General features: G+C 57.9%; 22 protein-coding genes, 3 tRNA genes and 3 pseudogenes. 10 read left to right on the forward strand and 18 right to left on the reverse strand.

Annotation, left to right across the window (positions count from 1 at the left end):
• Window positions 1–22: 22 nt before the first annotated feature.
• The 7 genes and pseudogenes from H7R73_RS04835 to H7R73_RS04865 all read right to left on the reverse strand — a co-directional run bounded on the left by H7R73_RS04835 (window position 23) and on the right by H7R73_RS04865 (window position 4,302).
• Window positions 23–1,391, reverse strand: a pseudogene (locus H7R73_RS04835) (endonuclease/exonuclease/phosphatase family protein).
• 18 nt (window positions 1,392–1,409) lie between these two features.
• The gene (locus H7R73_RS04840) at window positions 1,410–2,141 is read right to left on the reverse strand and encodes an EAL domain-containing protein (protein WP_103260723.1); all 732 of its coding nucleotides are present in this window, start codon (window positions 2,139–2,141) and stop codon (window positions 1,410–1,412) included.
• A 112-nt stretch (window positions 2,142–2,253) separates the two neighbouring features.
• A complete protein-coding gene (locus H7R73_RS04845) occupies window positions 2,254–2,526 on the reverse strand; it encodes a hypothetical protein (protein ID WP_010673275.1) in 273 nt (90 codons plus the stop codon).
• Between the two features lie 136 nt (window positions 2,527–2,662).
• Window positions 2,663–2,747, reverse strand: a tRNA-Tyr gene (locus H7R73_RS04850).
• 31 nt (window positions 2,748–2,778) lie between these two features.
• A tRNA-Tyr gene (locus H7R73_RS04855) sits at window positions 2,779–2,863 on the reverse strand.
• Window positions 2,864–2,905: 42 nt separating this feature from the next.
• A tRNA-Tyr gene (locus H7R73_RS04860) sits at window positions 2,906–2,990 on the reverse strand.
• 223 nt (window positions 2,991–3,213) lie between these two features.
• Entirely contained in the window at window positions 3,214–4,302 is a 1,089-nt protein-coding gene (locus tag H7R73_RS04865) for a ketoacyl-ACP synthase III (RefSeq protein WP_042864321.1), read from the reverse strand.
• A 200-nt stretch (window positions 4,303–4,502) separates the two neighbouring features.
• Here H7R73_RS04865 and H7R73_RS04870 point away from each other — a divergent pair, with 200 nt between their 5' ends.
• From H7R73_RS04870 to H7R73_RS04895, 6 genes are all read left to right on the forward strand, one after another.
• A complete protein-coding gene (locus H7R73_RS04870) occupies window positions 4,503–5,456 on the forward strand; it encodes a LysR family transcriptional regulator (protein WP_103260722.1) in 954 nt (317 codons plus the stop codon).
• A 128-nt stretch (window positions 5,457–5,584) separates the two neighbouring features.
• Window positions 5,585–6,196, forward strand: coding sequence for a LysE family translocator (locus H7R73_RS04875; protein WP_041211219.1), 612 nt, complete (start codon window positions 5,585–5,587; stop codon window positions 6,194–6,196).
• 178 nt (window positions 6,197–6,374) lie between these two features.
• Entirely contained in the window at window positions 6,375–8,237 is a 1,863-nt protein-coding gene (locus H7R73_RS04880; RefSeq protein ID WP_103260720.1) for a peptidase U32 family protein, read from the forward strand.
• 117 nt (window positions 8,238–8,354) lie between these two features.
• On the forward strand, window positions 8,355–8,684 hold the full coding sequence (locus H7R73_RS04885; protein WP_039041054.1) for a DHCW motif cupin fold protein: 330 nt from the start codon (window positions 8,355–8,357) through the stop codon (window positions 8,682–8,684).
• A gap of 44 nt (window positions 8,685–8,728) precedes the next feature.
• Window positions 8,729–8,986: a DUF1272 domain-containing protein gene (locus H7R73_RS04890; protein WP_182951537.1), complete on the forward strand. Its 258-nt coding sequence runs from the start codon at window positions 8,729–8,731 to the stop codon at window positions 8,984–8,986.
• A gap of 111 nt (window positions 8,987–9,097) precedes the next feature.
• Window positions 9,098–9,763, forward strand: coding sequence for a class I SAM-dependent methyltransferase (locus tag H7R73_RS04895; protein ID WP_042017733.1), 666 nt, complete (start codon window positions 9,098–9,100; stop codon window positions 9,761–9,763).
• A gap of 22 nt (window positions 9,764–9,785) precedes the next feature.
• Here H7R73_RS04895 and H7R73_RS04900 read toward each other — a convergent pair whose 3' ends face one another.
• The 3 genes and pseudogenes from H7R73_RS04900 to H7R73_RS04910 form a co-directional block, all read right to left on the reverse strand.
• Window positions 9,786–10,262, reverse strand: a complete 477-nt coding sequence (locus H7R73_RS04900; protein ID WP_041214637.1) for a methylated-DNA--[protein]-cysteine S-methyltransferase — start codon at window positions 10,260–10,262, stop codon at window positions 9,786–9,788.
• Window positions 10,259–11,767 (reverse strand): DNA-3-methyladenine glycosylase 2, encoded by a 1,509-nt coding sequence (locus H7R73_RS04905; RefSeq protein WP_103260719.1) that lies wholly within the window; start codon window positions 11,765–11,767, stop codon window positions 10,259–10,261. The genes H7R73_RS04900 and H7R73_RS04905 overlap by 4 nt, the downstream gene beginning before the upstream one ends.
• A 261-nt stretch (window positions 11,768–12,028) precedes the next feature.
• Window positions 12,029–12,796, reverse strand: a pseudogene (locus tag H7R73_RS04910) (carboxypeptidase M32); the annotation flags it as partial.
• A gap of 183 nt (window positions 12,797–12,979) precedes the next feature.
• On the opposite strand from H7R73_RS04910, the gene H7R73_RS04915 reads away from it, so the two are divergent.
• Window positions 12,980–13,264 (forward strand): hypothetical protein, encoded by a 285-nt coding sequence (locus tag H7R73_RS04915; protein WP_182951538.1) that lies wholly within the window; start codon window positions 12,980–12,982, stop codon window positions 13,262–13,264.
• 220 nt (window positions 13,265–13,484) lie between these two features.
• On the opposite strand, the gene H7R73_RS04920 is transcribed toward H7R73_RS04915, so the two are convergent.
• Window positions 13,485–14,093: a hypothetical protein gene (locus H7R73_RS04920; RefSeq protein ID WP_182951539.1), complete on the reverse strand. Its 609-nt coding sequence runs from the start codon at window positions 14,091–14,093 to the stop codon at window positions 13,485–13,487.
• A 31-nt stretch (window positions 14,094–14,124) separates the two neighbouring features.
• Window positions 14,125–14,430 (reverse strand): hypothetical protein, encoded by a 306-nt coding sequence (locus tag H7R73_RS04925; RefSeq protein ID WP_182951540.1) that lies wholly within the window; start codon window positions 14,428–14,430, stop codon window positions 14,125–14,127.
• Between the two features lie 1,361 nt (window positions 14,431–15,791).
• Here H7R73_RS04925 and H7R73_RS04930 point away from each other — a divergent pair.
• Both H7R73_RS04930 and H7R73_RS04935 read left to right on the forward strand, forming a co-directional pair.
• Window positions 15,792–16,574, forward strand: coding sequence for a hypothetical protein (locus H7R73_RS04930; protein ID WP_182951541.1), 783 nt, complete (start codon window positions 15,792–15,794; stop codon window positions 16,572–16,574).
• Between the two features lie 147 nt (window positions 16,575–16,721).
• Window positions 16,722–17,447, forward strand: a complete 726-nt coding sequence (locus tag H7R73_RS04935) for a hypothetical protein (RefSeq protein ID WP_182951542.1) — start codon at window positions 16,722–16,724, stop codon at window positions 17,445–17,447.
• Window positions 17,448–18,116: 669 nt separating this feature from the next.
• Here H7R73_RS04935 and H7R73_RS04940 read toward each other — a convergent pair.
• From H7R73_RS04940 to H7R73_RS04960, 5 genes and pseudogenes are all read right to left on the reverse strand, one after another.
• The gene (locus H7R73_RS04940; protein ID WP_182951543.1) at window positions 18,117–19,601 is read right to left on the reverse strand and encodes a recombinase family protein; all 1,485 of its coding nucleotides are present in this window, start codon (window positions 19,599–19,601) and stop codon (window positions 18,117–18,119) included.
• 159 nt (window positions 19,602–19,760) lie between these two features.
• A pseudogene (locus tag H7R73_RS04945) lies at window positions 19,761–20,480 on the reverse strand (carboxypeptidase M32); the annotation flags it as partial.
• 106 nt (window positions 20,481–20,586) lie between these two features.
• Window positions 20,587–21,168 carry a DNA endonuclease SmrA gene (smrA, locus tag H7R73_RS04950; protein ID WP_041211226.1) on the reverse strand — a complete coding sequence of 194 codons (582 nt, stop codon included), beginning with the start codon at window positions 21,166–21,168 and terminating at the stop codon, window positions 20,587–20,589.
• A 116-nt stretch (window positions 21,169–21,284) separates the two neighbouring features.
• Window positions 21,285–21,434 (reverse strand): DUF3149 domain-containing protein, encoded by a 150-nt coding sequence (locus tag H7R73_RS04955; RefSeq protein WP_010673287.1) that lies wholly within the window; start codon window positions 21,432–21,434, stop codon window positions 21,285–21,287.
• 155 nt (window positions 21,435–21,589) lie between these two features.
• Window positions 21,590–22,477, reverse strand: a complete 888-nt coding sequence (locus H7R73_RS04960) for a TraB/GumN family protein (protein WP_041214639.1) — start codon at window positions 22,475–22,477, stop codon at window positions 21,590–21,592.
• A 70-nt stretch (window positions 22,478–22,547) separates the two neighbouring features.
• Between H7R73_RS04960 and H7R73_RS04965 the strand changes: the two genes are divergently transcribed.
• A complete protein-coding gene (locus H7R73_RS04965) occupies window positions 22,548–22,880 on the forward strand; it encodes a DUF1904 family protein (protein ID WP_103260717.1) in 333 nt (110 codons plus the stop codon).
• A 59-nt stretch (window positions 22,881–22,939) separates the two neighbouring features.
• Here the strand turns inward: H7R73_RS04965 and H7R73_RS04970 are convergent, their stop codons facing one another.
• Entirely contained in the window at window positions 22,940–23,770 is an 831-nt protein-coding gene (locus tag H7R73_RS04970) for an SDR family oxidoreductase (RefSeq protein ID WP_103261177.1), read from the reverse strand.
• Between the last annotated feature and the right edge of the window lie 15 nt (window positions 23,771–23,785).

Here is a 23,785-nt window from a genome sequence, read left to right on the forward strand (position 1 = left end):
GCTTATCTGCTCTGTGTCACCGTCACAGTTTGAAGTCGACCCACACCAGGCGGTGATCCGAGCTGACGCCCTTGGCGATGCCCAGCTTGGCGTCATACACCAGGTGGTAGCCAGGTTCGAAGCTGGCCGGCCAGAACACGCCGGAGGCGACCGCGTTCAGGTTGGCGGAGGGCAGCACGTGGTCGAGCTGCAGGCCGCTGCTGCTGGTGATGCGCTCCGGGGTGGGGCGGTTGTTGTTGCGCTTGCACTGATCCGGCTGGCTGGCGAGGCACTCGGGGCCGCCCTGGCTGACCGGGATCAGGGCGCCGTTGGTGACGGCCTGATTGACCAGCGCATGGTTGTGCAGATCCTGAATGGCGGTGAGCTCCCCATCGCCAATCTGGGGATCGGCGTTGAGATCCCCGGCGATGACGAACCTGGCGCCCTCAGCCAAGCCACCGGCCTTGCCGGCGTCATCCACCATGTAGCCTGCCCCTTCCACATAGTCCTGCCAGAAGGCGATCTCCGCCCGGTTGCGTTTGACGTTGTGGCGCGCCGCGTTGCCGAAGATGGGCGGGGTCGGGTGGGAGATAAGGAAGTGGATCACCTCCTCCTTGTTGCCACGCTTGATGCGCACCGGCACGTCGGCGTGGTTCTTGGACGAGAGCGGGAAGGCCTGCCAGGCGGCGTCGTCATACCAGGCATCGCCGCACTGGCGGCCGGCCGGGATCGGCGCCTTGGCATTGTTGCAGTCGTCGATGACGGGATTCACTTCGCCCGGCATCTCCTTCCACTTGAATGTCTGGAAGGTGCGGATCTGTTTGGTATCGATGGGGTACTGGGACATCACGGCGAAGGCGTACTGGCCGTGGTAGTTGCCAAAGCCCCAGGCGTCGTCCGGCCCGTTGTTGACCTTGCCGTCCAGGTTGAGGTCATGGCCGCTCATCAGACCGGTGTTGGTGGCGAAGTTCTGCAGCACCGGGTAGCTGATGGCCTTCACCTCGTCGTGTTGGGCGTGAGCCAGGTAGTTGTCGTTGAAGGCGTTGAGGTCCGTGGTGTCGCTGCCCTTGCCGTCATTGTCGAATTCGCTCAGCAGCAACACGTCCGGCCGGGTGCGCTGGATGATTTCGGCGATGTTGCGGATCTGCTGCACGTCGAGGGCCTTGGTCTTCTGGGCGCCGCTCAAGGTACCGTCGGCGAGGCGCGCCAGCAGGGCGTCCTGCTCGGTGCGGCTCAGGGCGAGCTCTTCCCCCAGCATGCCGGGTGCGGTGCGATCGAAGGCGAGATTGAAAGTGGCAAAGCGAACCATGGCGGGCCTCGGCGTCAGTGTGGCCGGGACAGCCTGCCATCTTTGGCAGGAAAATGGCAGCACCCTGCCGGATTTTATGGGAAAGGTGACCGGGTTTCCCCATGACGCGCAAGCGCTCCGCTCAGGCCCAGCGGGAGAGAGGGGAGGGAATGGCGTAGGCGTAGCCCTGCTGGTAGTCGCAGCCCAGCCGGTTCGCCACCTCGATATGGACCTGGGTCTCCACCCCCTCGCACACCACGGCCATGCCGAGTCGTTGCAGGTATTTCACCAGCCCCGTCAGCATGTTGAGGGCGTGGCTACTGCGCGCAGCCTGAAGCAGCAGGGAGCGATACAGCTTCACGATCTCGTAGGGGAGCATCATCAGGCGCTGGAAATTGCACGCCAGGGAGCCGAAGTCGTCACAGGCGATGTGGGCGCCATGGGCCCGCAACACCTCGATCATCTCCCTGTGCTGGTGTTTGATCCTGACGTGCTCCAGCACCTCGAACCAGATGTCGATCCCCAGCTTGCGGGCCTGGAGCAGCACCAGCAACAGCAGATTGCGGTAGGTGGGGCTGGAGAGCGCCGGATTGAGGTTGATGGAGAGCGCATAGGGGCCTTTTTGGGCGAGCACGGGCAGATCGCGCATGATGGCCCTGAGCATGACGATATCCAGGTGCAGAGCGTCATCTTCGCCGAGGGCGGCAAAATCGATGCCCTGATAACCCTGGCTATCGGCATCCCAGCGCCTGGCCAGCACCTCATACCCCTTGACCTGACGATCCTGGCCGATGATGGGCTGATAAAAGGGGACGACGATATCCGCCATGTTGGCCATGGCCCTTACGGGAGACTCTTCTTTGAACGCAAACATGGTTCTCACCTGACGGGAACATGGTTACGCATCATACAGGGAGGGTCTAAAGGGAGGCTGTAGGAAGAGTCTGATAATGGGCCCTGCTTGGGCGTGGGCAGGAAGGAGGGGGTCAGGGAAGGGCATGGCCCTGTGCAGGTGCGGCGCCAGCCAGGGGGGCAGCGTGCATGGCCTGGGCAAGCCAGGACCAGTCGAGCATGGGGGAACCCGCCTTAAAGCGCTGATAGGCGCATCCCTGACGGATGGTCAGGAAGAGGGTGCTCGGCAGGCCGAGGCGGTTGAGGTAGCGCACCATCACGTCTCCCTGGTAATCCCGCAGCCGCAGTTGCAGCTCGGGCAGTGTCAGCCCGTGCTCGCGACCCGTTTCATCCCAGATTTCAAACATCTGTGTGCACTCCTTGCGACATGAGGCTCCACTGTTTCTAAAAAGTGCGGGGAGGGCAATTGTCAGATCTGACAGCGCCATGTGGATTCTATCCAGAAAAGCGAAAACCCGGCGCGAGGCCGGGTTGTCTGAAGGATGGTGGAGGGAGAAGGATTCGAACCTTCGAAGGCAGAGCCGTCAGATTTACAGTCTGATCCCTTTGGCCGCTCGGGAACCCCTCCACAGGGGCATTGCATATTGTGCTCAGGAAGATGGTGGAGGGAGAAGGATTCGAACCTTCGAAGGCAGAGCCGTCAGATTTACAGTCTGATCCCTTTGGCCGCTCGGGAACCCCTCCACGGGGTATTTTCCTGATTTTTACTTACTTGACGCACTTGAATGGTGGAGGGAGAAGGATTCGAACCTTCGAAGGCAGAGCCGTCAGATTTACAGTCTGATCCCTTTGGCCGCTCGGGAACCCCTCCCCAAGTGCGAGGCCGCATACTACCAGATCCGGCAAGGTTGTGAACCCCTTGGCCGCATTCTGACGACAAAAAAGTGTCAAGTGGTCATTTTTTGATATGTTTCGCTCAAAATTCACACTTTTCAATGACTTTTATGTCGCTGCCGAAACGGCGAGGGGGCGTAGGGGGGCTGGCAGCCAGGAGCCCCGGGGCTCCTGGCGGATCATGGGGAGCGGGCGCTCGCTCAGGCGTCGGCGGGGCGGGCCTGCTGGCAACCCTGCACCGCATGGGCGATGAGTTCGAGGGCGCTCTGCTCGCAGGGGGGCAGCACCTCGTCGCAACTCGCGATCGGGGTGACGCGGTCTCCCCACTTGATGAGGGCGGCGCCCCAGGTCAGCCCGGCCCCGAAGGCGGCGGTCAGCAGGTAGCTGTTCGGCTTGACCCGACCCTGCTCCAGCGCCTCGCACAGGGCGATGGGCACGGTGGCGGCGGAGGTGTTGCCGTACTGCTCTATGTTGACCATCACCTTCTCCATGGGGGCGTTCATCCGCTTGGCCAGGGTCTCGATGATGCGCACGTTCGCCTGGTGCGGCACGATGAGGTCGACCTGCTCGGGGGCGATGCCCGCCTGGGCCAGTACGGTGCCGGTGGCTTCGCCCATGCCGCGCACGGCGCGCTTGAAGATCTCCTGCCCCTCGAAGTTGAAGGTGAAGAGGCCGTCGATGTCGTCGAAACGCACCCGATCCGTACCGAAGTTCGGCACGTGCAGTATCTCCCGCGCTTCGCTGTCACAACCGAGCTTGCTGGCAATCAGGCCGCTCTCCTGCTTGCTCGCCTCGATGATGACGGCGCCGGCGCCATCCCCGAACAGCACGGCGGTGTCGCGCTTGGCCCAGTCCAGCAACTGGGTCAATCGCTCGGCACCGATCACCAGCACCCTTTGCATCATGCCGGTCTGCACCAGGGAGGTGGCGACCGAGAGGGCATAGACGAAGCCGGTGCAGGCGGCGTTGAGGTCGAACACCGCTGCCTTGTGGGCGCCGAGGGCCTGCTGCACGGCGGAGGCACCATTGGGGACCAGCGTGCCCGGTGTGGCGGTCGCGAGGATGATGCCATCGAGGGCGGCGGCGTCCAGGCCTGCGCACGCCAGGGCGCGACGGGCGGCCAGGGTGGCGAGCGCCTGGGTGCTGACATGGGAGACCCGGCGGGCCTTGATGCCGGTGCGCGGGTAGATCCACTCGTCCGAGGTATCCATGATGGTGCCGAGGTCATCGTTGGTCAGCGAGGCGGGGGGCAGGCATTTTCCCCACCCGGTGATAGTGGCGTATGTCATCTTGTCGTCGCTTGTCGTGATGGCCGCTCTGGGGCGGAAAGTGGCGAAATTATGCCGCACGGGGCGTTCACTGTCATCCTGCGGCCCCCCCAGTGTAAGGGGAGTGGCGGGAGCAAGACCGTGATTTTGCTTAAATTTCCGCTTCTCCTTGCCGTAAGATGAAGGCCCGATCCCGGCGACCCCTTCCCGAGGTGACTCCTGTGCACAAAGCGAATCTCAATCTCTTGCCCACCCTCAAGGTGCTGCTGGAGACCCGCAACATCAGCCGGGCGGCGGAGCTGCTGAACCTGAGCCAGCCCTCCATCAGCAAGCAGCTCGGCCAGCTTCGCAGCGAGTTTGGCGACGAGCTGCTGGTGCGGGAAGGGCAGCGCTGGCTGCTGACCCCGCGAGCCGAGGCCCTGGCGGCCCAGCTTGCCGATTCCCTCGGTGCCCTGGAGCGGCTCTACGAGGCGCCGGAATTTGCCCCCGAGCGCTGCGAGCGGGTGTTTCGGCTCGCCTCCTCCGACTACGTGGCCCAGCACATCCTGCCGGACATCTGTGCGGCCCTGGCGAGGGCCGCCCCCCGGGCGGCGCTGGAGTACAGCCTGTGGGACAAGCGCCAGTTGCCCCAGCTCTGGCAATCGGAGTTGGACATGGTCTCCACCATCACGGAGCTGGTGCCGGACCAGATCCGTGGCCTGCATCAGGGGGAGGACAGGCTGGTGGTGCTGATGGGGCGCCATCACCCGCTCTCTGGCATGGCGCTCAGCCTGGAGGATTACCTCGCCTGGCCCCACCTGCAGGTGAGCGGGGGCGGGGACAAGGACAGCCCGGTGGAGCAGGTGCTGGCCCCCCGCGGGCTCTCCCGCCGCTGGTTTGCCCGGGTGCCCTTCTTCCAGGCCGCGGTGGAGGTGCTGCTGCGCACAGACTGTCTGATGACCACCCCGGCCCATATCGCCTGGCAGCTCTCCCGGGAACATGCCCTGAGTTTTTGCGATCTCCCCTTCGCCACCCGGGTCCAGCAGTATCATCTGCTGTGGCACCAGCGCCACCACCTGGATCCGGCTCACCGCTGGTTTCGCGAGCTGGCCTATCCCTTCCTGCGGGATCACCTGCAATTCACCCTGGGGGAGAGTCGCAAGCAGTTGGCCCGAGGGCCGCAGGCGGGCCGCTGATGGCAGCGGGTTGTGCCACTCTATAGCCACTGGCTATGGACTCTATTCATAACTTTCACTTCTGGCATAGCGAGCCACCCCCTACCCTGATCCCGGGTGACAACAATCGACACGAAGGAAGAGAAGGTATGGAGCTGACGAGTTGGCTGGCGCTGGCCGCCATTTGCGTGATGGGGGCCATCAGCCCGGGGCCGAGCCTGGCACTGATCATCCGCAATACGGTGCAGGGAGGGCAGGGCCACGGGGTCGCCACGGCGCTGGGACACGGCCTGGGAGTCGGCATCTATGCGCTGATCACGGCCCTCGGCCTCGCCATCCTGATCACCCAGACCCCGCTGCTGTTCGATCTCATCCGCTACGGCGGCGCGGCGTTCCTCGCCTGGCTCGGGATCAAGGCGTTGCTGGCCAGGCCCGCAGGGGGTGAGGCAGGCAAGGAGGAGGGGCACCCGCCACGGGGACGTCAAGGGGCGTTCGAGGGCTTTATGGTGGCCTTCTTGAACCCCCAGCTCGCCATCTTCTTTATCGCCCTGTTCAGCCAGTTCGTGCATGCCGACACCGGCTGGCGTGAGGGGGGCATCATGATGATGACCGCAGGCGGCATCGATGCGCTCTGGTATGTGCTGGTGGCCCTGGTGCTCTCTCGCGGGCCTGTACTCGCCTGGCTCAAGGCCAAATCCACCGTGATCGACAAGGTGAGCGGTCTGGTGCTGCTGGGGCTGGCCCTCAAGGTCGTGATCTAGCTCTGCGTCGGGTGCCAGCGTAGTCGGCCCTCTCTCAGGGCCGGGGGATGAGGGGGCAGCCAGACGTTCTTGTACCGGGTCAATCCTGCATTCTGCGGCGATCTTAAGCGGGATCAAGGCGGGGAGCGGGGAGTCTGGCTAGAGTGGCGGCCATTTGCAGCCCTTCGAACCGGACGTTATGCGCGATCAGAACCATCACAACCGCCTGGAGTTGCTGGCCCCGGCCAAGAACCTCGCCTATGGCATCGAGGCCATCAACCACGGCGCCGATGCCGTCTACATGGGGGGCCCCGCCTTCGGTGCCCGCAGCGCAGCGGGCAACAGCCTTGAGGACATCGAGGCGCTGGCTCGCCATGCTCACCGCTTCGGCGCCCAGGTCTTCGTCGCCTTCAATACCCTGCTACACGACCACGAGCTGGAGCAGGCCCGGCGCCTGACCCACCAGATCTACCAGGCGGGCGCCGATGCGCTGATCGTGCAGGACATGGGGCTGCTGGCGCTCGATTTACCCCCCATCGCGCTGCACGCCAGCACCCAGACCGACAACCGCACCCCGGAAAAGGTGAAGTTTCTGCAGGATGTGGGCTTCTCCCAGGTGGTGCTGGCCCGCGAGCTCTCCCTTGCGCAGATCCGCGAGATAAGCGCCGCCACGAGCGTGCAGCTGGAGTTCTTCATCCACGGCGCCTTGTGCGTCTCCTACAGCGGCCAGTGCAACATCAGCCACGCCCGCACCGGGCGCAGCGCGAACCGCGGCGAGTGCGCCCAGCTCTGTCGGCTGCCCTGTTCCCTGCAAACGCCAGGGGGGGAGGTGCTGGTGGAAAACAGCCACCTGCTCTCCTTGAAAGACATGGATCAGACCGACAACCTGGAGGCGCTGATCGCCGCAGGGATCCGCTCCTTCAAGATTGAAGGGCGCCTCAAGGGGCTCGACTACGTCAAGAACGTCACTGCCTGGTATCGTCAGAAGCTGGACACCATCCTGGAGCGCCGCCCCGATCTGGTGGCCGCTTCCGCCGGTCGTTGCAGCTACACCTTTACGCCGGATCCCAAGAAGAGTTTCAACCGGGGCAGCACCGACTACTTCCTCCATGGCCGACAGCCAGGCATCGACTCGCCGCGCAGCCCGAAATACGTAGGGGAGCCGCTCGGGCGCGTCACCAGCGTGACCCGCGATGGCATCGAGATCGACGGCCAGGCCGTTGCCCTCAACAACGGCGATGGCCTCGGCTTCTTCAAGCCGGGGGGCGAGCTGGTGGGGATGCGCCTCAATAAAGTGGAGGAGAAGGCACAGAGCAAGCGGTTACTCCTGTCGGAACCCATGCCCGGTCTCAAGGTGGGCACCGAGATCTTTCGCAACCACGATCAGGCCTTCAGCAAGCAGCTCGAAAAGGGGAGCGCGGATCGCCGCATCCGGGTCGATATGCGGCTATCGGAGTGCGACGAGGGACTGCGGCTCGAACTTGTGGACGAGCAGGGCGTCGGCGCCGCCGTCACGCTCCCCTGCGACCAACAGCCGGCCGACAACCCGGAACGGGCGCTGCAACAGGCCAGGGATCAGCTCGGCAAACTCGGCAACACCCTGTTTGTGGCGCGCCAGATTGAGTTGGCATTCACTCGCCCGCTATTTATTGCGGCTTCACAGCTTAACGGCTTGCGCCGGGACGGCATTGCCGCCCTGGAGGCGGCCCGTCTGGCAGCCTACCGGCGACCCGAGCGGCGCATTCCCCTGCGAGGCGCCGTTTATCCCCAGCATCGGCTCTCCTACCTCGGCAATGTGCTGAACAGCGCGGCGGAGCAGTTCTTTCGCGAACACGGGGTGGGGAGCATCGCCCCCGCGTATGAGGCGAACAAGGAGGAGCGGGAAGTGGTGCTGATGACAACGAAGCACTGCATCCGCTACAGCCAGCAGCTCTGCCCCAAGGAGGTGCCCGGTCTCAAGGCCGAGCCCCTGGAGCTCAAGATGGGCAAGGAGAGTTTCCGCCTGCGTTTTGACTGCCACCGCTGCGAGATGCAGGTGATGGGCAGCCTGAAGAGAGGATGATTGCCCGTGTGGGCATGGGGCTGGAGCGGATTTGATGGCAGTATGGGGCGCGGCCTAGTCACGGATATCCCGTGGTGAGCCGCCTTCCCCCAGCCTTCTTCTGACAAAGGATCCGTCATGAACATCCATGCACTGCCGTTTTGCACCACGAACTGGGCCGAGGTCCCGCCGACCGAACACAAGGGAGAGCGCGGCGTCGCCCGCTGGCACACCCGGCAGTTCGGGGATCTGCGGGTGCGAATGGTGGAGTACTCCCCCGGGTATCTGGCGGATCACTGGTGCAGCAAGGGCCATGTGCTGCTCTGCCTCGAAGGGGAGCTGCACACCGAGTTGCAGGATGGCCGCGTCTTCACCCTGACGCCGGGCATGAGCTACCAGGTGGCGGACAACGCCGAACCCCATCGCTCCTATACCGAACTGGGCGCTCGCCTCTTTATCGTCGACTGAGCTGCCCTCTTTCCCGCTTTCCCTTTGCGCTTCAGGAACTTGCCATGCTTGAACTCAGACCCAACTGCGAGTGCTGTGACCGGGATCTGCCCGCCGACACGGCGACGGCCTACATCTGCTCCTTTGAGTGCACCTTCTGCGCCGAGTGCAACGATCAGTATCTGCACCTGACCTGCCCCAACTGTGGCGGCGAGCTGGCCAGGCGCCCGCGCCGCCCGGCGGCCAAGCTGGTGAACAACCCCGCCTCCCTCCAGCGCGTCTTCAATCCGGCTCTGAAAGCGGCGCTGGGCAAGGGGGGCTAGGGCCCTCCCTTCATGGGAAGGGCTGGGCTGGCAACTGGCTCGCCCCTGTGGCTCTTGACCTTCTCCCGGCGGCAGCCCCTATCAAGGGGGCTCACACCAAAGGAGCAAAAGATGACGGAGCGATTCGAAGGAGAAGGGGCGAAGGCCTATGACAGCCGCATCCCCCTGCTGGTGCCAGGCTACGAGCTGCTGCACCAGCTTTGTGCCTCCCGGCTGATGGCCGCGCTGGGCCAGCAGGCTAGGGTGCTGCTGGTAGGGGTGGGCACGGGCAGCGAGTTGCTGCTACTTGGCCGTCTCTGCCCCCGCTGGACCTTTGTGGCCCAGGATATCTCGGCGGACATGCTGGCCCATGCCAGGGTGCGGGCCGAGCAGGCGGGCATGGGGGAGAGGGTGTGCTGGCACCTGGGCGCATTGCCTGTGGTGGATAAGCCTTGCGATGGCGCACTCTGTCTGCTGGTTCTGCATTTTCTGGCGCAAGATGCCAAAGCTGCGCTATTGGGTGATATTTATCGCCAGCTCAATCCTGGTGCTCCCCTGCTGCTGGCGGATCTGATGGCGCCCACGGACCCGCTCGAGCGCAAGGCGATGGGGTTGCAAGCCGCCCTCGCCGGTCTGCCGCTTCCTGCCTGCGAGCAGATGGTGCGCCGCCTCGGAGAGGATTTCACCTCCCTGGACGAGGGACAGACCCGGCGCCTCTTGCAAGGGGCCGGTTTCGCGGCGGCGCACCGCTTCTTTCAGGCGCTGGGGTTTCACGGCTGGCTGGCGCAGCGGCAGTGAGCCCTGGCCGGGCTGCGCCGGATCAACGAGAGGCCCTCTCCAGCGTCAGCAGTGCCTGCTTGATGGGCAGGCCTCCCGCATAGCCGGTGAGGCTGCCATTCTGGCCGATCACCCGGTGGCAGGGGATGATGATGGAGAGCGGATTGCGGCCGTTCGCGGCACCCACCGCCCGCACCGCGTTTGGCTTGCCGATGGTGCGGGCGATGTCGCCGTAGCTGCGGGTCTCCCCGTAGGGGATGTCGCACAGCGCCTGCCACACCGCTTGCTGAAACGCCGTGCCCCTGGGGGCGAGCGGCAGGGTGAAGCGCTGCAACCGGCCCGCGAAGTAGTCCCGAAACTCGGCTAGGAAGGGGGCGAGCGCCTCGCCGTCCTGCTGCCAGTCCTGCATGTCGGGCAGCGGCCGCAGTCCGGCCAGGAAGTCCACATGGACCAGACCGCGCTCGTCGATGGCGACCAGCAGTTTGCCCTGGTCGGTGGGCATCATGTCATAGCGGATCATGGGCTCTTCTCCTCGTCTTGTGTCTGTGTTGGCCGGGTGAGCAGCGCCGGTTGTTCACTCATGGCGTGCCACAGCCAGCTCGCGGCATAGGCGCGCCACGGCTGCCAGGGGGCGCTGCGCGCTGTCACCTCTTTCACCGGCAGCTTGTCACCGCCCCCCAGCGCCTTTTGCAGCACGAGATCCGAGGCGGGGAAGGCATCCGTGTCGAGCCCGCAGCGCAGCCGCCAGTAAGCGACCGTCCAGGGACCTATGCCCGGCAGCGCGAGCAGTTGCTCGTCGCTTGCCGTGGCGAGGGTGAGTGCGCCGCTTGCGAGCGCCGAGGCCAGCCCTTGCAGGGTGCGGATGCGGCTGCCCGGCATGCCGATGCCGTCGAGATCCAGCTCGCACAGCTGGGTCGGGGTGGGCAGCTGTGCGGTACCGAACTGCGCCAGGGTGCGCGCCACCAGGCGCCCCATGATGGTGATGGCACCCTTGACCGACACCTGCTGGCCGACGATGGCGCGCAGCATCACCTCGTATTCATCCCACCCCCCCGGCAGCCGCACCCCGGGCCAGCGCCCCAGTATCCGCGCCAGCAGCGGATCCTGCCCCAGGTGTTCGCCGATGCGGCTCATGTCGGCGTCGAGATCCCACATGCGGCGCACGCGGTACAGGATGTCCGGCAGCGCACCCGGCGGCAGATCCTGCACCGTGAGTCTGAGCCTCTCCCCCTCGACGGGCTCGATGCGGATGAGCCCCTCCTGCTCGCCGACCCGGTGACGGCGTTCGTAACCGTGCTCATCCACCCGCTCCAGCCCCGGAATGGCGCGCAACCGGTAGAACGCGAGCATGGCCTGGACGTCGAACGGCGGGCGATACAGCAGGTGCAGTTGCAGGCTCGATTGCGGCGTATCCTGCTCCGCGCCCCCTTCCTGCTTGCGCAGGGCGCCCGGCGTCATGCCATACGCCTGCCGCCAGGCGTCGTTGAAGCGACGAATGCTCGCAAAGCCTGCGGCAAACGCCACGTCCGTGATGGGCAGGCGCGTCTCCGTCAAAAGCCGTTTCGCGAGCAGCAGGCGGCGCGTCTGCTCCACCTGTTTCGGCGAGGCGCCGAGGTGTTGCTCGAACTGGCGCCTCAGGGTGCGCTCCGTGATCCCGGCCTGCGTTGCAAGGGAGCCCAGGCTGTGCTCCGCCAGCTCGCCGCGCTCGATGCGCGCCAGCACCTGGGCGACGAGCGGTGGCAGATCGCCGCTCTGGGCCGGTGCGAGCTCGGGGCGACAGCGCAGACAGGGGCGCAGCCCGTGCTGCTCCGCCGCCGCCGCGAAGCGAAAATAGCGCACATTGTGCTCGTGCGGTGCCCGCGCCGGACACACGGGGCGGCAATAGATACCGGTGGAGAGCACCCCGGTGAAGAAGCGACCATCGAAACGCGCGTCTCGCGCGAGGCGTGCGGCGTGGCACTGCTCCCGGGTGAGACCCGGGATGATCTCGTCTCGTTGGGATGAATGCGGGGGCTCTGTGGTCATGGCATGGCTCGGGTTGCTGTGGGCATGTCCCAGAGACTAAGCGGGGGCGAGAGGGGTGACTAGCCAAAAACGGACAGGGATAGCAAAAATAGTGCGATCCGAGGAATCCCAGTCCTCCCTTTGTAAGGTTAGGGGGGGCAGGACCCCACCCTAACCCTCCCCTTCGTAAGGGGAGGGGACAAACAGCTCCCCTCTGTGAACGGGGGCGGGGTTAGCTCCTCCCCCTTGTGAAGGGGGAGGCTGGGGGGGGGTCAACCTCGCTTATTTCAGATAGCGCTGTTCGAGGTGTTTGCGCAGCCACTGGGGATTGAGCGCCTCACCGGTCGCGCGGCGAATGAGCTCGTCCGTGCCGTGCAGGCTGCCCTGGGACCAGATATGGCGACCGAGCCAGCCAAAGATCTCCGGCAGGCGGCCGGACTCTACGAGCGTGCCCATGTCGCCGAGCTCACGTTCCAGCGCGAAGCGCAGCTGCGCCGCGTACATGGCGCCGAGTGTGTAGCTCGGGAAGTAGCCAAACGAGCCGTCCGTCCAGTGGATGTCCTGCATGCAGCCGTTCTGGTAATTGCCCTTCGTGGACAAGCCGAGCCACTGTTGCATCTTCGCGTCCCACAGCTCGGGGATGTCCGCGACCTCGATGCGCCCTTCCATCAGGTCCCGCTCCAGCTCGTAGCGCAGGATGACGTGGGCCGGGTAGGTGACTTCGTCCGCATCGACGCGGATAAAGCCGGGCTCGACCCTGTTGTACAGCTTCTCGAGGTTCGCGGGTGCGAGCGCATCCTCTGCCCCGAAGTGCGCGCGAATGCGCGGCGCAATCAGCGTGAGGAACGCGGGGTGATGGCCGAGTTGCATCTCGCAGAACAGGCTCTGGCTCTCGTGAATGCCCATGGAACGCGCCTCGGCCACCGGCTGGCCGAGCAGTGCGCGCGGCAGGCCCTGCTCGTAGCGTGCGTGGCCCGTCTCGTGGACGATGCCCATCAGGCTGGAGACGAACTCCTGCTCGTTGTAGCGCGTGGTGATGCGCACGTCGCTACGCAAGGCAATACTACGCAAAAGATAGTACTGCTGAAAAAGCACAGCCTCAAGAGGCTGGAGCCCGCATGAGCAAAGGTACAGAGGGCTCAGCATAAAGAGCATCTACTGTTACTGGTCACAATTTATTAATGTGTGATAATAGTGTTGATAGCAATCCATATCTATCTAAGGGGAGTTCACATGAAAAACACGTACGCCTATGCAAAGTTACTCAATACCATTGCTTACATTTACGAACGTGGTACGCCTGCAAAAACATTAGGCGAAATTTACGGTCAAGAGCTCGCACAAATTACAGCAGAGAATGACTTGCCTGTAGAGTTACGGCAGCTGTACTTGGATCTATGTGAGAAGATTGAGGGCTTGCCTACTGCTATCTATCCAGACAGTGAGCTTGAGGATATACGTAGCTATATGCTGACGTTGTTTGGGCGCTTGTTCCAGCATCAGGACTATATCCCGTAACTGCGGGTTAAGCGGAAGCAAATACGAATTTAGATAGTTAATCTATTCTATATGTCTTAGTCCATGCTGGCTTAATAAAAACACACCTAATAGACAAGGTAGAACAGGCCTTATATGCACTGTATGGATTTATTATATCAGAGTTCAAGAGAGACATTAATATAAAAGAGTGTGATACTTAGTCACACTCTTTTACTTTATGTATACAAATTACTCGTGGCTAAAAAGTATCGCGCCACATACCATCTGCATTGAATAATGCCTTACGATATACCTTAAGAGAAGGACAATCCACAGTTACATTGAATTCAATTGAATTCTTAACAATGCTTATTGCGTTGTTTTCCTTCCCCTCAAATTTAAAGGCCCATTCAGCACCGGATGTCGTTAAGTTATCAGTAATGGCAATAGACTGGAGTTTATTTTGTACAGTAAAACTACACTTCCGTTCATAATCTTTTTTTCCCGTGCCTAGGCCGGATACAACAAGCAGGTCAGAAACATATTTCGTACTAGCACCTCCTGGTCGTTTAACTTTTGCATCAGAGATAATGGTTAATACCAGAGGTTTACCATCACCTTTGTCAGAACAGATTGTTCTGCCTAATGAACCCTCAAATGCGTTTGCAGCATTCTTATCTCCACGCCATACATTATCACAGACCGTATTAAGTGTTGATATAACGGCTTTATCCGTAGCGTAACCAGTCGCAGGATAGAACGATGTGGGTTGAAACCAAGTTGGTGCAAGTTCATTAGAACCTGCATGTGCAAGCTGTATTAATGAAAAAGAAGCGATCAACCCCAAAACAATTACATTTTTTTTCATATGAACTCCAATTAAAAAATATTAATAACCATCACATAAAGCTTAGGGAAAGTTGGCGTGTCAGGTAGTGCGGATCTAGCAGATGACGAGTGTTCATGATGATGGCGCGGTCAGAGATGGCATGGTTCAAGCAGAGTTTGGCGGACGGACGCATTGAGGCTATTTCGTCGAGTGTACCTTCCATGACGCCGCCACTGAAGGTTATAACACTGCTGTATGCAGTGAATACGCGACATGGTATCAAGTGGGTAGGTACGTTAATCGTTGCCAGTCTTTTGCGAGTTTTACGGCATTTACCATTGAACTCACTGTCTTTGAAAATGATATTGAGGCTCATTTGGCTCCTTTCCGTGGTATCTAGTGATGCTAATGATCTCATATCAGGGACTTGTTTGCACCCTCCATCATTGATGTCGTTTAAGAACAGGAGCTTGCTTTGTAGAATTATTTTTTCATGGACAAAAATTTTAGAACAAGAGCATGCAACAATAACAGGTCAATATTAAAAATGAGGAGGCCTGCGCTTGGAGGCACACCCTTTATTTCTCATGTAATATTATGAGCCACTTTCAGATTGAATAGATGGACTTAACCACCCAACAGTCAACAACTATGCCAAACCTATAGGCATATTAATGCTTGTGCTGTCAAGAACTTTGGTTGGGGCAGTTAGCATGACCCTCTTGATATTAACCCCCGCAAGCGTGTGCACGCTAACTCCTAGATTTGATGCCAACACAGCGGCGGTCTGTATCTGCCTTGGGTAACTGCTTACATCAGATTATTAGGAGATGACTGTGCCATCTAAAGTGGTGTCCAGGATGATTGGAGCATTACAGATTTTTTCAAATAAAAATGGCAAGTTCTTAGTACAAACCTGATTTTACTTATTATAACAAGGTACCAACACAATAAGAAGAGAAAACCAGTGAACAGCCCCATTACTACCCCACCTCTCCTGTGGTAGGTGTCGTTGCTGGTGGCCTAGGTAAGCAATGCAGATTCGGCTTTGTGGTGGAGCTGAATGGTGCCGCCAACATACTTGATGAGACTATGCAACTAGGGAAGAAAAAGCTGCACATACTGAGATATGTGACATTTACTTGTGTTTGAACGCCATTATAGAAGGCTCGTTTGTTATGGCCTCAGGGGTCACAACAGGTTCTTTGGATGTGATGGGTATTGTTTGGTGACTAATCAGCTCCCCCAGTGCCGTACTATTCGGAACTGCTATTTAGATGAGAGGAATTTTAAAACAGAGTCTAAAAGGCTCCTATGCAACAACTAGTATTATGGCACTATCTTCTTACACCGTGTTTTTTGTATTGGAGTTATAAATCGTATATTTAAAATGCACTCACAAGATAAAATAACTACAAGGCAGATGATAATATTGTTTTTAGTTTGTTTTCTACTGAAAGCAGTGTAAGACATTATTTAAGCTGTAGAGCATCTCGGTATTCTCTAGGAAATAGAGTGAATTATTACTGTATCGGGAAAATCACTCTCCGCGTAACTAATGTTTTTATCACATATCAAGACCCTTGCGTGTTATCAAATTGATTTATTAGTTAATGTTTTTGTGTTTTTTGGTGGTTTTTTTTTACTTTTTCGGAGTGTTTTTTGAAAGACCTGGATGGAAACTTATTATAAAATATAAGAACAACACATATAAACACTAATAACGGAATACGCAATATGAAAAACGTAATCTCTTGGGGCCTGATCGCTTGTGCTACTTTTGTCAACGTTGTGCACGCAGAAGCGGAGCATCGCGACGCCAACGCTGAGTATTTGGCTAACATGATATGTGGTGATGGCGCTGGCCCAATCCGCAACGCCCGCTGGGAAGCCCTTGAAGGCAAACACATTGAGCGCAAGCAAGCGGAGGTGATGGGCTTGACCAGTCATGAATATTATGAAATTAGCAATTACGTGCTTGGTATTGCCGATAAGCAATTCAAAGAGGGTTGTAAAGCCAACTATGCCAAGAACGGCTTGGTCTTTGGTAAGGAATGGTCAGAGAAAGAGTTAGACAAGAGCGATGAGATTCAACAATTCCTTGCGAAGAATGCAACCGCATTCTATACCACAGCAGCCAAAGCGATTGACGAAAATGTTAAGGAAAAGGCAGCAACAAAGGTTGGCAAAATCTACAAGTATGTAGACCCAGTACAAGAGCCTGTTGAGCAAGAAACACCCAAGCAGCAAGAGATTCCGCAAGTTGGCAGCAAAGCAGCTCAGGTTGACTGCTCGGACTTCGAGAGCAATGCATTCCAGCTAAGTGAGATGATGAAAATGCGTTGGAGTACATATATGGATATGCGCAAAGATCTCCGCAATAGCTACCAAGGCTTATATGATCAGCATACATTGAACAACCTGATTAATGAAAAAACTGCTGACCTGAAGCGTGAGGCTGAGATGGCAAGTAATGAGTATCAGTCTTATTCCAATCAATGTAAGCCATTAGGCAACTAACATATTATTAAAATTCCAAATACGCACTTTTAAGATATGCGATAGCCCTCTTGTTCTTTTACGGAGGGCTTTCGTATACCAATGAAACTCGCGCTATTCAATGCCCCAAGGAAGGATAATTTAATCAACAACCAAAAAGGAAAAATGATGAAGGAACAAATCAACACCTCGCTTTATCTACGCTTGAAAAGTGATGCCGAAAAAGCATTCCGTTCCAAGGATCAAATAACTGGGTATGTTCGTGTTCACAACCATAATGAGATGGGTGATAGTCATACTAAGCAATACCATGTTCAGTCTGTAAAACAATTCAAGGATATAAACAGTGCTGTACTTGGTTGCTGGCAGGATGGTTATGTTGGCCGTGTTAAATCCTATACGAAGTATTATAAAATAGAACGCGATGGGGTAACCACTGCATTTGGGCATGTATACAAATTGGTGCAGCGTGAAACAAATGCATCACGTGAAGTCATAGGGTGTTTCGTAGCTGCATACGACGAACATTATATGACATTCGAAATGCATTTGCCCAATGGTAACATTTGGCAAAGCACCCAGCCGCACCTAGGTGACATGACGCCAGACAATGCACAACGTATATTCACTGAAGTAGCAGCACAGCTTATAGGTAAGAAAGGGAAAGTGCGTTCAAGCAGTAATTCACCAGAGGGCTTGGGTACAATCAAAGCGTGTGGGGTTGATGCCGTGATCGCCAATAAGTTCAAACGTACATCACCAGAAAAGCTGTATGCCGTGGTTACTTGCCTACAGCATGGGGTAACTATACCAGCCACTGTGAAGGAATCAGGGGTGGGCAAGGGCACAGTGGAGCGCATCAAGAAGGAACTAAAGGAGTTGGGTAAAATCTAATATCTAATTCAAGCTTATCAGGCTATTTGTAAAATGCGAAATAAAAATACTTGATATAAATCAAGATCTTAGTTTTGGTATTTTTACGCATCGCCTGATTGGTGGCGGAGTTTATTATTTTAATATATACATGATTGCTCAGTTATTTCATAACGTCGTAGATGGCCTTCCTCACTTCGTTCGAAAGTCCATATATGAGTTTTCCCGTGCGGTGTTGCCTTCGTACTTCGTCCGAAAGTCAACAGCAGCACGATAATCCCTCTTTTTTTGAGTGAAATAACAAGGAAGTATCTGAATTTTAAATATATGTAGTAATATTGCTTCGCTGGCTGTTGTCTTCGACAAAACACACAAACTCGTATTTAACTCGCCTATAACCAATACGCAAGCATGTGAATTTCATCATGTTACTGTTTTTTTATCCTAGCGGATCACTATAAAAACAAATAATTTATTGACATAGGTAAAATTTGTTGATTGAAAAATTAATATACAAAAAGCATTATGATGAACCTGATGGCTAATATGTTGGGTATGGAAATTTTATATATCACCATGGCCTTTGTTCTGCCTATTTTCATCGAAATGATTAATTTTATCTACAACTACGAATCCTGACATGCTTTCATTTTTATGTGCTTGGAAGTTTTTGGCTTCAAAATAATTTCACTATTTACGAGCATCAATCCTTTTCTTTTTACTCCACGTGAGGGTCCCTTTGTGAACCTGTACACCCTTTAGACTAAGTTGTATCTGCGCTTTTCCTGTAGCTATGCAATTGATCTGCACTTTAAGTCCCATCAGCTGTAACTGAGTATTCACTTTCCTTCTGATCTCAATATTATTGGAGTCCAATGTTAGCAAGCTAATGTCCTCTTGAGGTTCAGGTACAAGCTTGGTTTCTAATTTCTTTACTCTAACTGATAGATCAATTATCTTGACTTCCAGTTCTTTATACTTGGTTTTCGCTGGTGCACTACCCATAACTACAAGATCCATGATGTTCTCTTGCTGCTGCTGATATATGGCTAAACGGGCTTTAAGATTATCTAATGTCCGCATTTTGTTGCGATTAAGTTTGCTGATATCCAATGGAATAAGAGGCAGAACATAAGCTTCAAGTTTATCATTTGGAACAAGTACACCTTTACATGGAATGCCCACAAGGCGACCATTGCACCGCATGCCAATTGTTTCCACTAATCCTTGCTTATTGGTGTATGTTCTTAAATTAGCCGTGTATGAATGTCCACACATTGAACATGAGCAACAACCTGAGACAATGCTTAGCAGATCATTTACTTTTACGGCTTTGATTTGTCTATTTTTTCTTATTTCTTTTACCTTAAGGAAGGTAGCTACATCTATGCAAGCAGGATAGTAATCTTCGATTGGTTCACCATTTTTAGGGGTGTATACGCCATAAACGTAAGGAGATGCTAATACAGTAAGTATTCGGCTTGAATTCCATCGGTAATCGCCGTTTTTTACTCCTTTAGTGGCCACTTTTGGGGGCATATAGGGCACATTGTTATCGTTAAGATATTTGGCGATTGGTCTTAGGGTCATTCCATTCAAGTACATTTCAAAGATGCGCTTTACGGTATGGTGGTGTTCATTCAGCTGGAACTTATCACCGATTATATCAATCCACGCTGGAATTGTAGTGCTGATGATCTTACCGTCTCGGGCTTCGCCTAATTTACGCTGGATGGCGTCATTAGAACGTTTTGCTTTCATGAGGGATTCATTATAGGCACGGGTCATGATGGAAAGAGCCACATGCAGCAAGTGCGTATCTGTCTGGTTATAAATTATCCCAGTGCTGATTTCATGAATCTCAACGCCTGCTTGCACTATGTCTATAAAACGTGAGAGTGCAGTAAGTTCATGCTCACGACCAAGGCGATCCAAGGACTCCACAACAAGCCCGCATGGTGTCTCTATTTCTTTTGATGTAATGGAAGCAAGGAATGCACCTAGTTTTCCTTCCATATGTTTAGAGTGATACGCAGAGGCAACATCTGAACTTACGTTCGCTACTTCAAATTTGTTCCTAGCCGTGTACTCCAATGCGTTTTGCTCTTGGCGGTCTAAGCCTACGCCTTGCGTCTGTTTTGTGCTGCTGATCCGGCTGTAAATGTGGTACTTCATGTTAGAGCTATTCCCCGGCGTTTTAAGCGCTTTCTTTGTGGGCCTATGCCAGCTGTGTGCCTTTAGCTTTAAAGTGGCTTACAACGCTATACAGTGCGTTCTCTGGCTGTTGTGCTGCTAGTGCAGTGCAATAAACGTTACGTGTTATACCGCACTGTGCAGCTCCGTCGGCACGCCGCCGCAGAACGGGTGGCTGCTCACGTCGAGCCTGCCGTGCGCAAAATCAAAGCCGAGCAGTCCCATCACCTCCTGGCCGAGCGCCTGCTGCGTCGCAACCGGGAACGGGCCTTGCGGGGTGAGGAGGGTGTCGCTCTTCTGCCGCTCGCTCACGGTCTGGATGAGGCCGGGCAGCCAGCTCGTCAGATCGCCGAAGATCTGATCCAGCCTCGCGCTCGTCATGCCGGGCTCGTACAGCGCCAGCATGGCGTCATAGGGGCGCACCCCGAGCGCCTCTGCGCGCAGGCGAGCCACCTCCCGCGACAGGCGCACCACCTCCTCGAGGTTCGGGGCAAAACCTGCCCAGTCATTCTCCTTGCGCTGGCGACGCCAGGCGTGTTCGCATTTGCTGCCGGCCAGGGAAAGCGCCTCCACCAGCGCCCCCGGCAGCAGGCTTGCATCCTGCCACTGGCGCTTGATCTCCCGCAGGTTCGCACGCTGGTGCTCGTCCAGCGGTTCACTCTCTGCCTTGGCAATCCACTCCCCAAGCTCGGGGGCGGTGCGCTTGCCGTGGATCAGCACGCCAAGCTCCGCCATCGCCTCGGCGCGGGCCTCGTTGCCCCCCTCCGGCATCATGGCGGCCTGATCCCAGCCGCAGATGGCGGAGAGGTGAGAGAGGCGGTGCAGTTGTTGCTGATGTTGTTCGAGTTTCTGGTATGACATGGGATTGTCCTTGTTATCGTCCCTGATGGTATGCACCCCGTACCTGGCATGATCGGGGCCGCCCGATGCTAGCACTGCCATCCACCCTGGTGCCACCCTCAGGCAGTCAGCCGAGGCGCTTCTGGTGCCGTTCGCGGTTTTCCGCCTTCTTGCGCTCGCTCTTGCGCAGCAATACGTAGAGCGCACCGCTGCCGCCGTGGCGGCGCTCGGCGCTGTGCATGGCCATCACCGAAGGCAACTGTGGCAGCCAGGCGCTGACATGGCTCTTGAGCAGGGCACGCGGGGTGCTGCGCTCCCCCTTGCCGTGCAGGATCAGCAGGCAGCGGATATCCCGCACTTCGCACTCCTGGACGAACTGCACCAGGGCGATACGGGCCTCGTTGAGCGTCTTGTGGTGCAGGTCGAGGGAGCCTTGCAGCTCGTACTTGCCAAGGCGCAGCTTCTTGTAGACCCCCTCCTGCACGCCGTCACGCTTGAAGCCGACGATGGCGTGGGGGTCCAGCATCTCGACTGCTTCTGTGCCAAGGTGATCCAGGGTGAGTTGTTCGGCGGTGGCGGCTTCCCGGCGCGCGAGTTGCGCCTCGGTGGGCTGGCTGTTGCCCGCAACGGGGGCGATATGGTCGCTGCGAAGGGGCCGCACGTCGGCCACTTCCTGCAGGAACAGTGAGAGTTCGTCGTTATGAGACACGGCAGGCTCCCCGCATGAAAATGAGGGAGCCAGTATAGCGGGCCTTGGTGGGCCTTAGAATGGCAACGCTCGCAGGCCCCGGCCCCTGCCGGGGAGGGCGGTCTGAGCGAGCCTGGTTATTGCCCCTCTTTGGGCGGCTCTGCGTGCATCACCTTGTAGATGAAATAGACCGCATAGGCGCTGATGAGCAGGAAGGTGCCGAAAATCACCAGCATGGACATCAGCCCCACGCTGTTGCCGAACATCAGGTTCATCCAGAATTCCATCTCGTTCACTCCTGTCACTGGGCGGTGACAGGCATGATAGATACCTCTTCAGGAGGGAGGGGATGATCTCGATCAACTCCCTCTCTGGTTATTTAATCGGCAGCAAATTCTGTGAGCCGACGCGCATCCGGTGCGTCAGGTCGCCGGACTGGACGCTATTTTGCTTTCTCCAGGGTCGGTTCGGTGAGGGGCGTGATGCGCCAGCCCTGCTGCTCCAGCAGGGCGAGCAGCCCGTGCTCGCCGTAAAGATGCAGGGCCCCTACCACGATAAAGCTCTCGTTCGGCAGGCTGGGCCACTTCTTGACCCAGTTGCGGTTGCGCTCCGCCAGCAGGGTCTGTTCCAGCCAGGCTTGTAGCTTGGGCGGCGCCATCTCCTCCCTGAGCAGATTGATGAGGGTGGCCTCGTCCCCGTTCTGCCAGGCGGTCATCACGGCGTCGAACCCCTGCTGGATGTCGGGCAGCTCGTCCAGGGTGCTCTCCAGCATCAGGGTCTGGTTGTCGCCGACGCTCGCGAGATAGCCGAGCTGCTCCAGCAGGGTCTCCAGCCCGACGATGGGCTTGCCGCCGTCGTTCGCCCGCTTGGCGAAGTGCTGGTCGACACCGTATTCACCGCGATAGCCGGTGCGCTCCAGGGCCGCCTGGGTCAGGGTAATGGCCGCAAACCAGGGACGCAGCGGGGCCAGCATGCTCTCGTTCAGACCGTTCTGGCCCGCAGCGATGAGGGTGCGACGGTAGAGGTCGATGGGCAGGTGATCCTTGAGGGTCTTGCCGTCGACGAGCCGGGTGATGGCGCCCATCTCCTGCCACTGCTCCTGGCTGATGTGGGTCATGTCCACCTCCATCACCAGGGCACGGCTCTGCTGCCAGGCGCGCTCCACCGGGTCCGGCAGGGGATAGAGAGAGGGTTTGCCCGCGTGGATGGACCCCAGCAGCCAGTGCTGTTCGTTGCCCTTGTTGATGCGGTAAAAGGCCGGATCGGCCATGGCATGGAGCGGCAGCAGCAGGCAGAGCAGGAAGGAGAGCAGCGTGGGATGGAATCTCATGAGGCACCTTATGTGAGCGGGATGAGTGCTCTATGATAAGTCCTCATTTGTCACAGCCAAGAGGTTTCCCATGCCCCACCTTCGTTTTCGGGCAGTTTCTGTCGACACCCTGCAGCAGATAAGCGCCCCCCTGATGGCGGACCTCTGCGCCCTGACCGGTGGCAAGCCGGAGTTCGTCACCCTGGAGTGCGTGCCGAGCCAGTGGGTACGAGATGGCCAGCCCGAAGCCGGTTTCCCCTTCGTGGAGCTGGTCTGGTTCGAGCGACCGCAGGAGATGCAGGATGCCGCCGCCGCCCTCATCACCCGCCACCTGAAAGCGGTGCTGGGGGAGCAGACCTATGTGGTGGTGCAGGTGCTGCCCATCGTCAAGAGTCACTACTACAGCAACGGCCAGCACTATTGAGCGGGCATCGTTGCTAAGACAGGTGCATGTCAAGAGGAGGCCCGCCGAGGGCACCTTTATCAGGCGGATTTGATCAGCAGCTTGTCAAGCCAGCGGCTTGGCAGCAGGCGGCGCAGCACGGTAAACAATTTGGTCGGGAAGGTGACCGGGTAGCGGTGCCTGGGACGCTTGCTCGTGAGCGCATGCACTAACGGCGGGATGCAGGCCTCGCTTGGCAGGGTGTAGCCCCGGGCACCCCCTTCACGCTCCAGCCTGGCCAGCGTCTGGGCATAGGCGTCCTGATGGCGGCTCGCGCTCGGGTCTATGTGGCGCAGGAAGGCCTCCCGGGCATTGGCGCGAAACCGGGTGTCGATGGGGCCGGGTTCGATCAGGCTGATGTGCACGCCGCTGCCCGCGAGTTCCAGGCGCAGGGTGTCGGTATAGCCTTCCAGCGCGAACTTGCTGGCGTTGTAGGCGCCACGATACTTCATGGCCACCAGGCCAAGCACCGAGCTGTTCTGCACGATGCGCCCCTCGCCTGCCGCCAGCATGGGGGGCAGTATCTGGCGAATGAGGTGATGCCAGCCAAAGAGGTTGGTCTCGAACTGCTCGCGCAGCGCCTCGGTGGGCAGATCTTCCAGCGCACCGGGCTGGCCGTAGGCACCGTTGTTGAAGAGGCCGTAGAGGCGCCCTTCTGCCAGGGCCAGCGCCTCTGCCGCCCCTCGCTCTATGCTGGCGCTGTCCGCCAGATCCAGTTGCACCGCCAACAGACCCTGCTGCTGCAGCAGGGCCACATCCTCGGCCTTGCGGGCGGAAGCGATGACGGTGAAGCCCCGGGCGCCGAGCGTTCTTGCGGCGGCGAGGCCGATGCCGCTGGAGCAGCCGGTGACGAGCACGAAGGGATGGGGCATGAGCATGGTCCTGAT

It is taken from the genome of Aeromonas sp. WP2-W18-CRE-05, assembly GCF_014168615.1.
Taxonomy (GTDB): Bacteria; Pseudomonadota; Gammaproteobacteria; order Enterobacterales; family Aeromonadaceae; genus Aeromonas; species Aeromonas caviae.

Coding starts and splice junctions, on each gene's coding strand:
- H7R73_RS04840 (WP_103260723.1), bottom strand. CDS start 2,141: ATGTTTGCGTTCAAAGAAGAGTCTCCCGTAAGGGCCATGGCCAACATG.
- H7R73_RS04845 (WP_010673275.1), bottom strand. CDS start 2,526: ATGTTTGAAATCTGGGATGAAACGGGTCGCGAGCACGGGCTGACACTG.
- H7R73_RS04865 (WP_042864321.1), bottom strand. CDS start 4,302: ATGACATACGCCACTATCACCGGGTGGGGAAAATGCCTGCCCCCCGCC.
- H7R73_RS04875 (WP_041211219.1), top strand. CDS start 5,585: ATGGAGCTGACGAGTTGGCTGGCGCTGGCCGCCATTTGCGTGATGGGG.
- H7R73_RS04880 (WP_103260720.1), top strand. CDS start 6,375: ATGCGCGATCAGAACCATCACAACCGCCTGGAGTTGCTGGCCCCGGCC.
- H7R73_RS04885 (WP_039041054.1), top strand. CDS start 8,355: ATGAACATCCATGCACTGCCGTTTTGCACCACGAACTGGGCCGAGGTC.
- H7R73_RS04890 (WP_182951537.1), top strand. CDS start 8,729: ATGCTTGAACTCAGACCCAACTGCGAGTGCTGTGACCGGGATCTGCCC.
- H7R73_RS04895 (WP_042017733.1), top strand. CDS start 9,098: ATGACGGAGCGATTCGAAGGAGAAGGGGCGAAGGCCTATGACAGCCGC.
- H7R73_RS04900 (WP_041214637.1), bottom strand. CDS start 10,262: ATGATCCGCTATGACATGATGCCCACCGACCAGGGCAAACTGCTGGTC.
- H7R73_RS04905 (WP_103260719.1), bottom strand. CDS start 11,767: ATGACCACAGAGCCCCCGCATTCATCCCAACGAGACGAGATCATCCCG.
- H7R73_RS04915 (WP_182951538.1), top strand. CDS start 12,980: ATGAAAAACACGTACGCCTATGCAAAGTTACTCAATACCATTGCTTAC.
- H7R73_RS04920 (WP_182951539.1), bottom strand. CDS start 14,093: ATGAAAAAAAATGTAATTGTTTTGGGGTTGATCGCTTCTTTTTCATTA.
- H7R73_RS04925 (WP_182951540.1), bottom strand. CDS start 14,430: ATGAGCCTCAATATCATTTTCAAAGACAGTGAGTTCAATGGTAAATGC.
- H7R73_RS04930 (WP_182951541.1), top strand. CDS start 15,792: ATGAAAAACGTAATCTCTTGGGGCCTGATCGCTTGTGCTACTTTTGTC.
- H7R73_RS04935 (WP_182951542.1), top strand. CDS start 16,722: ATGAAGGAACAAATCAACACCTCGCTTTATCTACGCTTGAAAAGTGAT.
- H7R73_RS04940 (WP_182951543.1), bottom strand. CDS start 19,601: ATGAAGTACCACATTTACAGCCGGATCAGCAGCACAAAACAGACGCAA.
- H7R73_RS04955 (WP_010673287.1), bottom strand. CDS start 21,434: ATGGAATTCTGGATGAACCTGATGTTCGGCAACAGCGTGGGGCTGATG.
- H7R73_RS04960 (WP_041214639.1), bottom strand. CDS start 22,477: ATGAGATTCCATCCCACGCTGCTCTCCTTCCTGCTCTGCCTGCTGCTG.
- H7R73_RS04965 (WP_103260717.1), top strand. CDS start 22,548: ATGCCCCACCTTCGTTTTCGGGCAGTTTCTGTCGACACCCTGCAGCAG.
- H7R73_RS04970 (WP_103261177.1), bottom strand. CDS start 23,770: ATGCCCCATCCCTTCGTGCTCGTCACCGGCTGCTCCAGCGGCATCGGC.